Origin of the sequence: Bradyrhizobium oligotrophicum S58 (genome assembly GCF_000344805.1) — a bacterium.
GTDB lineage: Bacteria > Pseudomonadota > Alphaproteobacteria > Rhizobiales > Xanthobacteraceae > Bradyrhizobium > Bradyrhizobium oligotrophicum.
On sequence record NC_020453.1, the window covers coordinates 2529394 to 2544707 of the forward strand.

At 66.8% G+C, this 15314-nt stretch carries 15 protein-coding genes; 10 read left to right on the forward strand and 5 right to left on the reverse strand.

All coding sequences use genetic code 11. The features are described 5' to 3' along the window. The first annotated feature begins 41 nt into the window (after positions 1–41). From S58_RS10785 to S58_RS10825, 9 genes are all read left to right on the forward strand, one after another. Positions 42–914 (forward strand): branched-chain amino acid ABC transporter permease, encoded by an 873-nt coding sequence (locus tag S58_RS10785; RefSeq protein WP_015665329.1) that lies wholly within the window; start codon positions 42–44, stop codon positions 912–914. Next, complete coding sequence (locus S58_RS10790; RefSeq protein ID WP_015665330.1) at positions 911–1882, forward strand: branched-chain amino acid ABC transporter permease; 972 nt, start codon at positions 911–913, stop codon at positions 1880–1882. The genes S58_RS10785 and S58_RS10790 overlap by 4 nt, the downstream gene beginning before the upstream one ends. Beyond that, a complete protein-coding gene (locus S58_RS10795) occupies positions 1882–2625 on the forward strand; it encodes an ABC transporter ATP-binding protein (RefSeq protein WP_015665331.1) in 744 nt (247 codons plus the stop codon). The genes S58_RS10790 and S58_RS10795 overlap by 1 nt, the downstream gene beginning before the upstream one ends. Beyond that, a complete protein-coding gene (locus S58_RS10800) occupies positions 2618–3319 on the forward strand; it encodes an ABC transporter ATP-binding protein (protein ID WP_015665332.1) in 702 nt (233 codons plus the stop codon). The genes S58_RS10795 and S58_RS10800 overlap by 8 nt, the downstream gene beginning before the upstream one ends. Positions 3320–3364: 45 nt before the next feature. Continuing rightward, complete coding sequence (locus S58_RS10805; protein WP_015665333.1) at positions 3365–4243, forward strand: isocitrate lyase/PEP mutase family protein; 879 nt, start codon at positions 3365–3367, stop codon at positions 4241–4243. After that, a complete protein-coding gene (locus tag S58_RS10810) occupies positions 4240–5973 on the forward strand; it encodes a hydantoinase B/oxoprolinase family protein (RefSeq protein ID WP_015665334.1) in 1734 nt (577 codons plus the stop codon). Before S58_RS10805 ends, S58_RS10810 begins: the two co-directional genes overlap by 4 nt. Continuing rightward, the gene (locus S58_RS10815; protein ID WP_015665335.1) at positions 5970–8027 is read left to right on the forward strand and encodes a hydantoinase/oxoprolinase family protein; all 2058 of its coding nucleotides are present in this window, start codon (positions 5970–5972) and stop codon (positions 8025–8027) included. Before S58_RS10810 ends, S58_RS10815 begins: the two co-directional genes overlap by 4 nt. After that, complete coding sequence (locus tag S58_RS10820; protein WP_015665336.1) at positions 8024–8638, forward strand: cysteine hydrolase; 615 nt, start codon at positions 8024–8026, stop codon at positions 8636–8638. The genes S58_RS10815 and S58_RS10820 overlap by 4 nt, the downstream gene beginning before the upstream one ends. 195 nt (positions 8639–8833) lie before the next feature. After that, positions 8834–10213, forward strand: a complete 1380-nt coding sequence (locus S58_RS10825; protein WP_015665337.1) for an FAD-dependent oxidoreductase — start codon at positions 8834–8836, stop codon at positions 10211–10213. Positions 10214–10219: 6 nt separating this feature from the next. Here the strand turns inward: S58_RS10825 and S58_RS10830 are convergent, their stop codons facing one another. Genes S58_RS10830 through S58_RS10850 form a run of 5 tightly spaced genes read right to left on the reverse strand, consistent with a single transcriptional unit; the run spans position 10220 to position 14189 of the window. After that, positions 10220–10987, reverse strand: a complete 768-nt coding sequence (locus S58_RS10830) for an ABC transporter permease (RefSeq protein ID WP_015665338.1) — start codon at positions 10985–10987, stop codon at positions 10220–10222. Then, a complete protein-coding gene (locus S58_RS10835; RefSeq protein ID WP_015665339.1) occupies positions 10984–11751 on the reverse strand; it encodes an ABC transporter permease in 768 nt (255 codons plus the stop codon). Before S58_RS10835 ends, S58_RS10830 begins: the two co-directional genes overlap by 4 nt. Beyond that, positions 11748–12551, reverse strand: a complete 804-nt coding sequence (locus S58_RS10840; protein ID WP_015665340.1) for an ABC transporter ATP-binding protein — start codon at positions 12549–12551, stop codon at positions 11748–11750. Before S58_RS10840 ends, S58_RS10835 begins: the two co-directional genes overlap by 4 nt. A 1-nt stretch (position 12552) precedes the next feature. Beyond that, entirely contained in the window at positions 12553–13251 is a 699-nt protein-coding gene (locus tag S58_RS10845; protein ID WP_015665341.1) for a GntR family transcriptional regulator, read from the reverse strand. Further along, the gene (locus S58_RS10850) at positions 13251–14189 is read right to left on the reverse strand and encodes an ABC transporter substrate-binding protein (protein ID WP_015665342.1); all 939 of its coding nucleotides are present in this window, start codon (positions 14187–14189) and stop codon (positions 13251–13253) included. The genes S58_RS10845 and S58_RS10850 overlap by 1 nt, the downstream gene beginning before the upstream one ends. 98 nt (positions 14190–14287) lie before the next feature. On the opposite strand from S58_RS10850, the gene S58_RS10855 reads away from it, so the two are divergent. After that, entirely contained in the window at positions 14288–15277 is a 990-nt protein-coding gene (locus S58_RS10855) for a fumarylacetoacetate hydrolase family protein (protein ID WP_015665343.1), read from the forward strand. Positions 15278–15314 lie beyond the last annotated feature (37 nt).

The window sequence follows — 15314 nt, forward strand, 5'->3', positions numbered from 1 at the left end:
CAAGTAGATCGCCCACGGCGTCTGCTGAACCAGAGGATGCGATGTACTCGCCCCAGATCGTCGTGGAGGCGCTGTTGAACGGGCTGATGCTGGGTGCGATCTATGCCTTGATCGCGCTTGGCCTGACCTTGATCTACGGCGTGCTGCACATCGTGAATTTCGCCCACGGCGCGCTGCTGACGGTGGCGATGTTCATGGTGTGGCTCGCCTGCGCGCGCTTCGGGCTCGATCCCTATCTGGCGATCCTGTTCGTCGCACCTGCCATGTTCGCGCTCGGCTATGCCTTGCAGCGCTTCATCATCGGCCCTGCCAGCCACGGCAAGGACAATGGCATCCTGCTGGTCACCCTGGGTCTGTCGATCATCATCGAGAATGCGCTGCTCGCGGCGTTCCAGTCCGACACCCGCACCATCACCACGGATTACTCGTTCCGCGTCGTCGAGCTCGGCCCGCTGCTGCTGTCGTTCCCGCGCGTCGTCGGCTTCGGCGTCACCATCGCGACCACGCTGCTGCTGTGGCTGGTGTTGCACCAGACCGACATCGGCAAGGCGATCCGCGCGGTGGCGAAAGAGAAGCTCGGCGCCAGCCTGGTCGGCATCAGCGTGCCGCATGTCTACGCCATGACCTTCGCGATCGGCTGCGCCTGCCTCGCGGTGGCTGCGGGCCTGCTGATGCCGTCCTTCTATGTCAGCCCGAAGACCGGCGCGGCGTTCGTGCTGGTCGCCTTCACCATCGTTGTGCTCGGCGGCATGGGCTCGATCCCCGGCGCGCTGATCGGCGGCCTCCTGATCGGCGTCGTCGAAGCGGCGTCCAGCCTGTTCCTCGGCGACAGCCTTGGCCAGATCGGAATCTTCCTGATCTTCATCGTCACGTTGCTGGTGCGCCCCACCGGCCTGTTCGGAGCGCGCGCATGACCAAGCCGCGCCTCACGACGCTCGCCATCATCGTTGCGGCACTGGCCGTGATCCCGTTCGCCGGCCTGTCCGGCGCGCTGCTGAACCTGATGATCTTGATGATGATCATCGCTTTGGCGGCGCAGGGCTGGAACATTCTCGGTGGCTATGCCGGCCTGTCGTCGTTCGGCCACGCCGCCTTCTTCGGCGCCGGCGCCTACGCGATGGCCGTGCTGCAGACCCGCTTCGGTGTCAATGCCTGGATCGCGCTGGTGATCGGCATCGCCTTGGGCGCGCTGGTCGGCGCCTTCATCGGCTTCCTCAGCTTCCGCTCCGGCCTCAAAGGCTCGTATTTCGCGCTGATCACGCTGGCCTTTGCCGAGGTCGCGCGCATCATTGCCAATAGCTGGAATTTTACGGGCGGCGCCGCCGGCATCCTGATCAAGCTGCAGACCGGGCTGCCCTATCTGCAGTTTTCCGACCGCCGCTACTTCCTGCTGATCACCATCGGCTTCGTCGCGATCGGCCTCGTCGTCAGCTGGTGGCTGGAGCATTCGCGCTTCGGCGCTTATCTCGTCGCGCTGCGTGAGAACGAGCAAGCGGCGCAGGCCCTCGGCGTCGACGTGTTCGCGGTCAAGATGAAGGCAATCGCGATCTCAGGCGCGCTCACGACCGCCGCCGGCTGCCTGTACGCGCAGAACTACCTGTTCATCGACGCCAATGTGGCGTTCGGGTCGTGGATCTCGATCGAAGCGCTGTTCGCGGCCATCGTGGGCGGCTCCGGCACGGTGCTCGGTCCGCTGATCGGCGCGATCGTTCTACTCAGCCTGGGCGAGCTGACCAAAGGGGTGTCCCACGGCATACCCGGCATGGACCTCATGGTGTTCGGCGTCATCCTCGTGCTGTCGGTGGCGTTCTCGCCGAACGGGCTGGTGATGCTGATGAAGAGCCTCGGCCTGCGCGCGCCGTCGAAAGCGAAGGAAGCGTGATGCTCGAGGTCAAGTCCCTCACCAAGCGCTTCTCCGGCCTCGTCGCCGTCGACCAGGCATCGCTGTCGGTCACGAAAGGCTCGATCACCGGCCTGATCGGCCCGAACGGCGCCGGCAAGACCACGCTGTTCGCGATGGTTGCAGGCTTCCTGCAGCCCGATGGCGGCAGCGTCAGCTATGACGGCCGCGACATCACGCAGCTGGCGCCGCATGTGCGGGCGCGCGCGGGCATCGCGCGCACCTTTCAGATCGTGCAGCCGTTCGAAGGCCTGAACGTGCAGGAGAACATCGCCGTCGGCGCCTATCTGCATACGCCCGACGCCAATGAGGCGCTGCGTCAGGCCGCTGATGTTGCCAAGCGCGTCGGTCTCGGCGCTGACCTGACCAAGGCGTCGTCCGATCTCACCGTCGCCGGCCGCAAGCGTCTCGAGGTCGCGCGTGCGCTCGCGACCGGGCCGAAGCTGCTGCTGCTCGACGAGGTGCTCGCCGGTCTCAACCCTTCGGAGATCCGCGACGTGCTGCCGCTGGTGCGCGACATCCGCGACCAGGGCGTCACCATCCTGATGATCGAGCACATCATGCAGGCGGTGATGAATCTCTGCGACAAGGTCTATGTGCTCTCGCAGGGACGCATGATCGCCGAGGGCGAGCCCAAGGCCGTGTGCGAAGATCCGCAGGTCATCGAGGCCTATCTCGGCCATGGCGCTGCCGAGCGGCTACGCGCGGAGCAGGCCCATGCTTGAGATCCGCGATCTCCGCGCCGGCTATGGCGGAACGGAAGTGCTGCGCGGTGTCAGCCTCGACGTCAGCGCGGGCGAGGTCGTCGCCGTGCTCGGCTCCAATGGCGTCGGCAAGACGACGTTGAACAAGGTGCTCTCGGGCGTGGTGCCGGCGACTGTCGGCACCATTCGATTCAATGGCGCGGCGCTGGAGCATGCGACCGCGCCTGACATCGTGACAGCCGGCCTGATCCATGTGCCGGAGGGGCGCAAGATCTTCCCCAACCTGTCGGTGCGCGAAAATCTTGAGCTCGGCGCCTATTGCCGGCCGCGGCGCGGGCGCGCCGAACGCATCGAGCAGATCTATGCGACGTTCCCGAAGCTGAAGCAGCGCGCGCGGCAATATGCCGGCACGCTGTCCGGCGGCGAGCAGCAGATGCTGGCGATCGGCCGCGGCCTGATGGGTGAGCCGAAGCTCTTGATCCTCGACGAGCCGTCGCTCGGCCTGTCGCCGCTGATGGTGGAGGAGATGTTCGCGCTGATCGCGCGGCTCGCAGCGTCAGGCCTTGCCATCATGCTGGTCGAGCAGAACGTCGTGCAGTCGCTCGAATTGGCTGGGCGCGCCTACATCATGGAGAACGGCATCATCACGCTCTCCGGCCAGGCCTCCGAACTGAAATCCAATGCCGAGCTGAAGCGCGCCTATCTCGGTCTGTGAGACCCGGCGCTTCAGCGAATAGTTGAGACAAACAAGGAAACGACAATGAGCCTGAGATCCACTCTGGCACTAGCCGAGCCGACGATCGCGCCCGGCGTCTATGACGCGCTGACGGCGAGCATCGCCGCCGAGGCCGGCTTCAAGGCGCTGTATCTGACCGGCGCCGGCATCGCGTATACCAAGCTCGGCCGTCCCGACATCGGCCTGGTCTCGATGATGGAGGTCGCCGACACCATCGCAATGATCCGCGACCGCGTCGACGTGCCGCTCGTGGTCGACGCCGACACCGGCTTCGGCAATGCGCTGAACGTACAGCGGACGGTGCGCCTTTTCGAGCGCATGGGCGCTTCCGCCATCCAGCTCGAGGACCAGACCACGCCGAAGCGCTGCGGCCATCTCACCGACAAGACCGTGATCAGTGCCGGCGAGATGGTCGGCAAGATCAAGGCCGCACTCGATGCGCGGCTGTCGGCCGACACGCTGATCGTCGCGCGCACGGATGCGCTGGCGATCGAGGGCATGGAGGCGGCGATCGAACGTGCCGAGCGCTATGCCGAGGCCGGCGCCGACGTGCTGTTCGTCGAGGCGCCGAAGAGCAGCGAGCAGTTGTCTGTGATCGCCGGACGGCTGGCGTCGAAGCGGCCGCTGCTCGCCAACATGGTCGAGGGCGGCTCGACGCCGATCCATGCCGCGGCCGAGCTCGGCACGCTCGGCTTCAAGCTCGTGATCTTCCCCGGCGGCATCGTCCGCGCGCTCGCCTTTGCCGCGCGCGCCTACTATCAGTCGCTGGCGCAAGCCGGCTCGACCAAGCCGTTCGCCGACCGCATGCTCGATTTCAACGGCCTCAATGCGATGCTCGGCACCGCCGACATCCTGGCCAACGGTGCGCGCTATGCACCCACCGACGCGGAGGCGCAGGCATGACGACTCTGGATCCGATCACGCTCGCGGTGCTGAAGGGCCGGCTGGAGCAAATCGCCGACGAGATGGACGCGACGCTGTATCGCTCGGCGTTCAATCCGACCATTGCCGAAGCGCGCGATGCCTGCCACGGCATCTACCATTCGACCACCGGCGACACCCTGGTGCAGGGGCAGGGCGGCCTGCCGATCTTCGTCGGCGCGATGGCCTTCGCCGTTCGCGCCGTCATCGCCAAGGTCGCGAAGGATGGCGGGCTCACGGAGGGCGACACCTTCATCTTCAACGATCCCTATGACGGCGGCACGCATCTCAACGACTTCCGTCTGGTGCGGCCTGTGTTCCGCGATGGCCGGGTGTTCTGCTGGATCGCCTCGGTCGGCCATTGGCTGGACATCGGCGGCAATGTCGCCGGCGGCTACAATCCGAAAGCGGTCGAGAGTTTTCAGGAAGGCATGCGGATTCCGCCGGTGAAGCTGATCGCGGCGGGGCGCATGAACCACGACATCATCGGCATCCTCGAAGCGAATTCGCGCGTGCCGATGTCGAACTGGGGCGACCTCAATGGCCAGCTCAACGCGCTCGATCTCGGCGAAGGCCGCCTGCGCGCGCTGCTCGACGACTACGGCGACAAGACCGTCTCCGATGCGTTCGAGGCGTTCTCGGATCGCGCCGAAACCCTGATGCGCGCAGCGATCGCGTCGCTGCCAAACGGCACCTATTCGTTCGAGGACGTGCTCGACAATGACGGCATCGTCGACGAACCGCTGACGGTTGCGCTCGACGTCACCATCACTGGCGATACGCTGACGCTCGATTTCACCCGTTCGTCCGGCGCCTGCAAGGGTCCGATCAACATCTCGCGCTCGACCACGATCGCCGCCTGCTACGTCGCGCTCAAGCACGTATTCACGGAGGTGCCGGCCAATGCCGGTTGCCTCAGGCCCATCTCGTTCAAGATCGTCGACGGCTCGCTGCTGGCGGCCGGGCCGCCGAAGCCCGTCGCGGGCTATACCGAGACCATCCTGCGCCTGATCGGCGTCGTGCTCGGCGCGCTCGCTAAGGCCGACCCATCGCGCGCGACGGCGGCGCCGTTCGGCACCATCAACGCGCTGTCGATTGCGGGACACCGCCAGGACAACAGCCGTTTCGTGATGTTCTCGTTCTTCGGCGGCGGCCTCGGCGGCAATCCCGCGACCGACGGCCTCAACCACGCCAACAACCCGATCTCGACCGCGACCATCCCGCCCGTGGAAATTCTCGAAGCAGCCTATCCCGTCATGTTCACGCAATGGGCGTTGCGCCCGGATTCCGCTGGCGCGGGCACGCATCGCGGCGGCGTTGGTGCGGTCTACGAGGTCGAACTGCTGGCCGATGCCGACGTCGCGCTGCTCGGCGAGCGCGGCAAGGCGGCGCCGTTCGGCGTCGCCGGTGGCGGCAGTGCGGCGCTCAATCGCTTTACTTGGCAGACCGATGATGGCGAAGCGAGCCCGCCGATGGTTTCCAAGATCACCGATCTGCATCTGAAGGCAGGCAAGCGCGTGCGGCTGGAGACACCCGGAGGCGGCGGCTGGGGTCCGCCGGAGGCGCGGCCCGTCGCCGCTGTCGCGCATGACGTCGCGCTCGGTTTCGTCTCGCCGGCAAAGGCGCGCGAGGTCTACAAAGTCGCAGTGGCGGCTGACGGCGCGGTCGATGAAGCCGCGACGCGCAGCTTGCGCGCAGGAGGTGCGGCATGAGCAGGCTCGGCACCATCGTCGGCGTCGATGTCGGCGGCACCTTCACCGATCTGTTCTATTTCGACGAGGCGAAGCGGACCTTCCGCACCAACAAGGTGCCGTCGAACCGCGGCGACGAAGCGACAGGCTTCCTCGAAGGACTGCAAGGTTTCGGGGCGGTGTCGCATCTCACCTCGATCGTGCACGGCACCACCGTTGGCACCAACGCACTCCTGGAGCGCAAGGGCGCGCGCATCGGCCTGATCACCACGCGGGGTTTTCGCGACGTGCTGGAGATGCGCCGCCGCGACCGCCGCAACACCTGGGGCCTGTGGGGCGACTTCGTGCCCGTGGTCGAGCGTGACATGCGCGCCGAGGTCGACGAGCGTGTGCTCTCCGACGGCACCATCCGCACCGCCGTCGATGTCGCACAGGTCAGAGCGACCGCGCAGGAGTTGCTGGCCAAAGGCGCGCAGGCGCTCGCCATCGTGTTCGTCAACGCTTTCGCCAATCCCGACAATGAGCGGCGCGCGCTCGAAGCGGTGCAGTCGATCTGGCCGAACGACAACGTTGCCTGCTCCAGCCAGATCCTGCCTGAAATACGCGAGTTCGAGCGGACCTCGACGACGGCGCTGAACGCCTATCTGCAGCCGGTGGTCGGCTCCTATCTGCAGAAGCTGCAGAACGCGCTGGCGGGCGAGGCGTTCGACGGCCGCTTCCACATCGTGCAGTCCAATGGCGGCGTGATGTCCACCGACGCGGCACGGCGCTTCCCGATCCGCACCGCGCTATCGGGGCCTGCGGCCGGCGTGATCGCCGCGGCGGAGATTGCGAAAGCAGCGGGCTTCCCCAACGTCATCACCGGCGACCTCGGCGGCACCTCGTTCGACGTGTCGCTGGTGGTTGACGGCGCGACGTCGCTGGCGGCGCAGACTACAATCGATTTCGGCCTCGTCGTGCGCACGCCGATGATCGAGATCACCACCATCGGCGCCGGTGGCGGCTCGATCGCCCATGTCGATGCCGGCGGCCTGCTGCAGGTCGGCCCGGAGAGCGCGGGCTCGCGTCCCGGTCCGGTCTGCTATGGCGGCGGCAACGAGCGGCCGACGCTGACCGATGCCAATGTCGTGCTCGGCCGCATCAATGCTGGCAGGCCGATCGGCGGCAAGCTGAAGGCCCTCGATGTCGAGGCTGCCAAGCGCGCCATCGCCAAGCATGTCGGCGAACCGCTTCGGCTCGGCGTGATGGAGGCGGCGGAAGCGATCGTGCGCATCGCCGACAGCAAGATGGCCGGCGCCATCCGGCTGATGTCGATCGAGCGCGGCCATGATCCGGCGCGTTTCGCGGCGGTGCCGTTCGGCGGCGGCGGCGCGCTGCACGTCTCGGCGCTGATCAAGGATGTCGGGCTCAAGGCGGCGCTGGTGCCGCGCTATCCCGGCGTCACCTCGGCGCTCGGCTGCGTCATCGCCGACATCCGCCACGACCAGGTGCAGACGCTCAACATGTTCGTCGACGGCCTCGACATCGCGGCGCTGATGCGCTGGATGCTGTCCGAAGCCGAGCATGCGCAAGGCGTGGTCAAGGATGCGCGGCTCGCCATCGAGCGCGTCGACACCTTGTTCGAACTCGACATGCACTATGTCGGCCAGACCCACACCATCCGCGCGACTTTGCCGGCCGAGATCCGTGATGGTGCGATCGCGCTCACGATCGATGACGTGCGCAGGGCGTTCGAGACGGCCTACCAGAAGAGCTTCAGCCGGCTGTTGCCGGGCGTGCCGATCAAGATCGTCAATTTGCGCACGGCGGCGATCGGCGTGCGCCCGCGCTTCGACCTTGCGACGCTCGCGCCGGACGCGACCGCCGATCTGGCCAAAGCCAAGCTCGGCAGTCGTGACGTCTGGTTCGACGGCAGGTGGTGGGACACGGCGATCTACGCCCGTCTCGATCTTCCCGTCGGCAGCGAGATCGCGGGCCCTGCGATCCTGGAGCAGCCGGATGCGACGACCGTGATCGCACCTGGCTTCAACGCGCGGGTGGACAAGTTCGGCAACGTCATCGTGGAGCTGATATGAGCGATCACAAAATCCCGGCAGCGCAGAGCGCGCTGCTGATCGTCGATCTCCAGAACGACTTCCTTGATCCCAAGGGCGCATACGGCCGTGCCGGCCAGACGGCGGCCGACATCGCAGCGTTGCCCCCGCGGCTCAAGCCGTTCGCCGACCTGATGCGCGCCAGGGGCGGCTTCGTGATCTCGACGCAGTTCACCTTGGTGCCGGGCAAGGGCGGCGAGCCGATGATCTCGCCGCACCTGAAGCAGCTGCGGCCATTCCTCGCCAAGGGCGACTTCCTGCCCGGCGCCTGGGGCCATCAGCTGGTCGACATGCTGCAGCCGGCCGACGTCACGATCGAGAAGATCGCCTATTCGGCGTTCTACATGACGCGGCTCGAATGGGTGCTGCGCAAATGCGGCATCGAGAAGCTCTACGTCGCAGGGATCGTCACCAATGGCGGCGTGGCGTCGACGGTGCGCGATGCGCATATCCGCGACTTCGAGACCGTCGTGCTGGAGGACGGCTGCGCCGCGTTCACCGCGGAGACGCATGCCACGGCGATCGCGGCGCTCAAGCCGGTGTGCCGCGTCGCTTCAATTGCGGAGGTGATGAAGGAGCTTGCCGCGGTATGAGGCAAGTCGCCGAGTACGGCCACCTGCGGGGCGTCATGGTTCTCAAGGCGATGCGAGAGCATCGCCTGAACGCGCCGAAGACGGCGCTCCTCACCATGAGGGGGATAGTATCGCCGCAACCAGAGTCCTCGTCCTGTGGTGCTCGCCGAAGGCGAGCGTCTCGAAGGACGGCCGCAGGCGCGATGAGGAGGGCACATGAGTGCGATCGAAATCATTGATCGCACGCCCGAGCTCGCGGTCGATTGCCTGATCATCGGCGCCGGCGCGGCGGGGCTCGTCGCGGCGCTATCGGCGAGCGAGAACGGCGAGAGCGGGCTGGTGCTGGAGCGCGATGCCGTGCCGCAGGGCTCGACGGCGCTGTCTGCCGGCTTGATACCGGCAGCCGGCACGCGCTGGCAGGCGGCGCTCGGCATCGACGACAATCCGGCGCGCTTCGCGGCGGACATCATGCACAAGGCGCATGATGAGCCGGATGCGGCGATGGTCAAGCTTGTCACGGGCACGATCGGCCCGACGCTCGAATGGCTCGCTGATCGCCATCAGCTGCCGTTCTCGCTGGTCGACAATTTCAGCTATCCCGGTCATTCGCGCTATCGCATGCACGGCCTGCCGAGCCGCGCGGGGCGCGAGTTGATCGACCGGCTGCGCAGCGCCGCCGAGAGCGCCGGTATCGACATTCTCTGCAACGCGCATGCGACGACGCTGCTGCTCGATCGCACGCAACGCATCGTCGGCGTGCGGTTCACGAGGCCCGATGGCAGCAGCGACGAGATCGGCTGTCGCCGTCTCATCCTCGCCTGCAGCGGTTATGGCGGCAATCCGGCGCTGGTCGCCCGGCATATCCCCGAGATGGCCGGTGCGACTTATTTCGGCCATGCCGGTAACCAGGGTGATGCTCTGACCTGGGGTGAACAGCTCGGCGCCGCGACGCGTCATCTCGGCGGCCATCAGGGCCACGGCTCGGTGGCGCATCCGGCGCGCATTCTCATCAGCTGGGCTTCGATCACCGAAGGCGGCTTTCAGGTGAATGCGATGGGGCACCGCTTCTCCAACGAGGCGTCGGGCTATTCCGAGCAGGCGGCCCACGTGCTGGCGCAGCCGGACGGCATCGCCTGGACCATCTTCGATGCGCGCATCGCCGGCATTGCGGCGCAGTTCGAGGATTTTCGTAGTGCCGTCGCGCATGGCGCGGTGCTCGAAGCCGACGATGTCGCGGGCCTTGCAGCCGTCATGCGGGTGCCGGCCGATGCGCTCGCAGCGACATATGATGAGGTGAGCGAGGCCAAGGCACAGCAGCGCGTCGATCGCTTCGGCCGCAGCTTCGCCGGCGTGCCGCAGCTCACGCCGCCCTATCGCGCCGTGAAGGTCACCGGCGCGCTGTTCCACACCCAGGGCGGCCTCGTCATCGATGATCGCGCGCGTGTGTTGCGCAACGACGGCCGCGCGATCGACAATCTGTTCGCGGCCGGCGGCGCTGCCTGCGGCGTCTCCGGCGCCGATGCCTCGGGCTATCTCTCCGGCAATGGCCTGCTCACCGCCGTCGCGCTCGGCCGCGTCGCCGGTCTCGCGCGCTGAGCTCAGTCACCGCCGCGCCGCCTGCCAGCGCAGCAGGTGGCTCTCGGCTGCACCCATGGTGAGCGCGGTGACGTAGCCGATCACGCCGAGCAGCATCACGCCGGCGAACAGATCGGCGGAGCGGAATGCGCGCGCCGACAACAGCACCCATTGGCCGAGGCCATCGAGGCCGGCCAGCATCTCGCAGACGACGGCGAGGATCAGCGCGACCGTCAGGCTGAGCCGCATGCCGGCAAGGATGTCGGGTGCCGCCGAGGGCAGCGCGATCTTGAAGATCACCGCGAGCCGCGACATGTGCAGCACCCGCGCCACCTCATAGAGCCGCGGCTCGACCGCAGCGAAGCCGTGGATGGTCCCGAGCAGCAGCGGCCATAGCGAGCCGAACGCGATCACGAACAGCGCCATGCCCTGGCTCAGTCCGAGAAAGGCGATGGCGACCGGAATGATGGCGGACACCGGCAGCGGCCGCAGCAGCTCCAGCGTCGGCGCGACGTAGATGCGCATCGCCCTGGACGAACCGATCATCGCGCCGAGCGCGATGCCGGCGACCGAGGCGAGCAGCCAGCCATAGGCCATGTGCGTCAGCGTGCCCGTGAGCTTGGTCAGCAGATCGCCGCTCGTGAAGCCGCGCAGCAGCGAGGCCCAGGCGCGATCGGGGCCGGGCAGGAACACCGGCGATATCAGGCGCTGATCGGCCGCGAACTGCCACAGCGCGATCTCGCCGGCTGCGACCACGAAGCTGGCGACGCGCCAGGCGATCGCAGACCATCTCATGCCTGCTCTCCCATCACCGCCGCGCGTCCGAACAAGCTCCGCTGCGCAGCCATCAACGCGGTGTTGAGCGCAAACCCGGTCACGCCGATCCAGACGAGATAAGCGAGCATCAGGTCCGGCCGCAGCGCCTGCTGCGCGGTCATGATGCCGGCGCCGAGGCCGAGCGGATTGATGGCGATTTCGACCGTAACGGCGACGATCAGCGCAATGCCGGCGGCGAGGCGGAACGCGAGAAATATACGGGGCAGCGCGGCTGGGATGACGATCTTCCTGATACGATCGAGCTGCGTCAGCCGCAGCACGCGAGCCACCTCGATCAGCCGCGGCTCGATACTGCCGACGGCGGCGCGCGTCACGATCAGCACCGGCCAGACGCAGGCAAAGCCAACGATCGCGATCTCCATGCGATAGCCGAAGCCGAGCGCGATCAGCGCGATCGGCAGCAGCGCCACCGAGGGGATCGGCCTGATGGCCTCGATCGTCACCTCCATCAGTCGATTGAAGATGTGCGACAGGCCGAGTGCGATGCCGAGCACCAGACCGATGGCGCCGCCGAGCGCGAAGCCGGCGAACGCCGAGGCGAGCGTGTCGCGCGTTGCCACGAGCAGCGAGCCGTCGGTCAGCGCCCCCATCAGCGCGAGCACGATCGCGCTTGGCGGCGCAAGGGAGTCGCTCTGCACGCCGGCGAGCCGCATCCAGGCCTCGAACGCGAGCAGCGCCGTGAGCGGCAGCAGCACGGGCTTGATGCGCTCCGGCATCGTCATTCGCTTGCCTCGATGAAGTCGAACAGCGCGCGCCGCAGCCGCAGGAATTCCGGATGCTCGCGGGTTGCCAATTGGTCGCGCGGCCGCGGCAGGTCGATGGTCATCGTGAGGCCGATGCGGCCGGGATGCGGCAGCAGGCCGACCACGCGGTCCCCGAGATAGATCGCTTCCTCCAGATCATGCGTGACGAACACGACGGTGGCGCCGGTGGAGGCGACCAGCGCCAGCATCTCGTCCTGCAGGGCTTGCCGCGTCATCGCGTCGAGCGCACCGAACGGCTCGTCCATCAGCAGCACCTTCGGATCCTGCGCGAGGCAGCGCGCGATCTGCAGCCGCTGCTGCATGCCGCCGGACATCTCCGTTGGATATTTCGCCGCATGGCCGGCGAGGCCGACCTTGGCCAGCAGCTCGGCGATGCGCGCCTCACGCTGCGCCGAGGGCATGCCGATGGTCTCCAGCGCCAGCGACACGTTGCCGGCCGCTGTGCGCCACGGCAGCAGCGCCTTGCCGTAGTCCTGAAACACGACCGCGATCTCGCGCCGCGGCGCGCGCATCGCCTCGCCCTCGAAACGCACGGTGCCGCCGGTCGGCTGATAGAGGCCGGCGGCGAGCCGCAGCGCCGTGGTCTTGCCGCAGCCGGAGGCGCCGACCACGCACAGGATCTCGCCCGGGGCGACGTCCAGGCTGATCGTGTCGATGATCGCCTTGCCGCCGAGCACCAGCGAGACATTGTCGAACGCGATCTGCGCCCGAGCAGGCGAAGGAGATGATCGCACCAGGGCAAGGGCAGGCTCTGCCATCTCAGGCTCCCTTCGGCTCGGGATAGACGATGTCGACCGTCGAGCGCAGATGCGCCGCGAGCCGCGACTGCGCCGCTGTTGCGTCACGCGCGAGCACGAGGTCGGCGAGCGCCTCATGTTCCCGGATGAAACCGCTGCTGTCATCGAAGCTGCGCATCATGACGCGGCGATAGCGATAGGCCTGGTCGTAGAGATCGGAATGCGCCGCGAGCAGGCGACGCGATCCGCACGCGCCAAGCAGCGCGGTGTGAAACGCCTTGTGCAACTGATCGAACTCCGGGGCGCCTTCGCGGAATTCGGTTTGCATGCGCTGGATGTAGCGGCGCATCTGATGCAGCGCGGCGATGATGCCGGCCTCCCATTGGTCGCTGCCGTTCAGCATTGCGAGCCGCAGCGCCTCCTTCTCCACCACGGTGCGCAATCGCGTGATGTCGACGAGATCATCGCGGCTGACCTCGGCCACGCGAAAGCCGCGCTGGCCGATGCTGACGATCAGGCCGCGCGACACCAGCCGCGACAGCCCTTCGCGCACCGGCGTCGGCCCGATCTCATAGCGCTTGGCGAGCTCGACGATGCCGAGCCGCGAGCCTGGGGCGAGCACCCCTGCGACGATGTCGCGCTCGATCAAAGCGGCGGCGCGCTCGCTCAGTGTGTCGCCGCTTGCCGGCTCGGTCTGCAGGATCGGGGTCGACGCGGTCATCAGTCGAGGATCAGCTTCTTGAGATCGAGCTTGCTCTGTAGCATCTTCTGGGCCGACATCACGTCGACCCACCACGCGAGTTGCTCGGGCTTGAGCACCGGTTCGGCGGAGTTGGGCGTCGTGAGCTTGACCAGTTCCAGCGGCTGCTTGGTGAATTTTGCGATTGCGGCCGAGGCCTTCTCCCGGTCGTTGTTGACGATCGGCGCGGCCTCGGCGATCGCCGCGCGGAATTTCTTCACGGTCTCCGGGTTCTTCTCCGCCCATTCGCGCGATGCCGCGTAGAAGATGATCGGCTCGGTGCGGGCGAGCTCGGCGGCGTAGCGGGCGCCGACGGTGCCGAGGTTGGCATTGGTCATGCGCATCACGAACGGCTCGGCCGTCAGCACCGCATCGACGCCGCCCGACTTGATGGTGTCGGCCATGGTCGGGAACGTCACCTCGACGAAGTTGACGCTCTTCGGATCGACGCCCTTCTCGACCAGCCATTTCACGAACAGCACCTGCAGGAACGCGCCGATGCCGGGGGCGCCGACCTTCTTGCCCTTGAAGTCCTGCGGGCCGTTGATGGTGATGCCGTTGCGAACGAAGGCGGCGATGGCATCGTTCGAGGTTTTGTTCATGATCGAGGCGCCGGAGACCGCGACGAGGTCGAGGCCGCCGTCGGCCGCCTGCAGGAACACGGTGGAGGTCGGGCCGCCGATCTGGATCGAGTTGGAGAGGATGGCGGCGGGGATGTTCGAGTTGATCCCGATCAGCACCATCTCGGCATCGAGCCCGTGCTTCTTGAAGATGCCCTCGTCGACCGCAACCATGGCCGAGGCGCAGTCGGAGGTCGCGGTACAGCCGATCTGGATCTTCTCGGCGCGTGCCGTGGCGGATGCGAGTGCGAGCGTCGTCAGCACCAAGCCGACAACAGCACTCCTGAGCCGATGACGCATCGTTGTCTCCTCGCCGGAGGACCCGTCTCGGCCCCCTCTTGTTTATCGATATTTTCTATGTTTGTATATTTTCAGATAGAACACAAGGGGAGGCCGGTGTGAAACTTGCGACATTTCGAACCGAGGGCGGGGAGCGGATCGGCGTGGTCCATGGCGGCGACACCAGACTGTTTGACCTGGCCGCGGCCGCTGAACGCGCCAGCGCGGGCAATCCGGCCTTCGTTTCGATGCTGTCGCTGATCGATGCCGGCGAGGCTGCGCTGGACGACGCGCGCGCACTGGTCGAGCGTTACGGCAGCGACGAGAGTCTGTCCTACGACGTCGCCGCGACCGAGCTGCTGGCGCCGGTACCCGAGCCGCGACAGATGCGCGACGGCATGTCGTTCCCGCTGCACATCCTGCAGGCGCCTCGCGGCCAGCGCAAACTTGCGGCGCGGCAACGCGGCGACACGGATGAACTCGCGCGCATCGATGCCGAGCCGCTCGGCGAACTGCCCGAAGTCTATCGCAAGGTGCCGATCTTCTACATCACCAACCGCTTCAGCGTGCGCGGCCCCAACACGACCGTGAAATGGCCGCGCTACAGCAAGGTGATGGATTACGAGCTGGAGTTCGGCGTCATCACCAAGGGCAGGGGCAAGGACATCCCGGCGACGAAGGCAAGCGACCACATCTTCGGCTTCACCATCTTCAACGACTTCTCCGCGCGCGATACCCAGCGCGTCGAGATGGACGGTCGGCTCGGCCCGTCCAAGGGCAAGAGTTTTGATGGCGGCAACGTCATGGGGCCATGGATCGTCACACCCGATGAGATCGGCGATCCCTACCGCCTGAAGATGGAGGCGCGGGTCAATGGCGAGGTGCGCTCGCGCGGCACTAGCGAGGGCATGCTGTTCCCGTTCGAGGAGTTGATCGCCTATATCAGCAAGGACGAGACCCTGATGCCGGGCGAGTTCATCGGCTCCGGCACCGTCGGCAACGGCTGCGGGCTGGAGCTCGGCTGGTATCTCGAGCATGGCGACGTCATCGAGCTCGAGGTCGAGAAGATCGGGATCTTGAAGAACAAGGTCGAACGGCAGGACAGCTGAGGCCGGCGACAACTCACGCGACAACGACAACAACAAT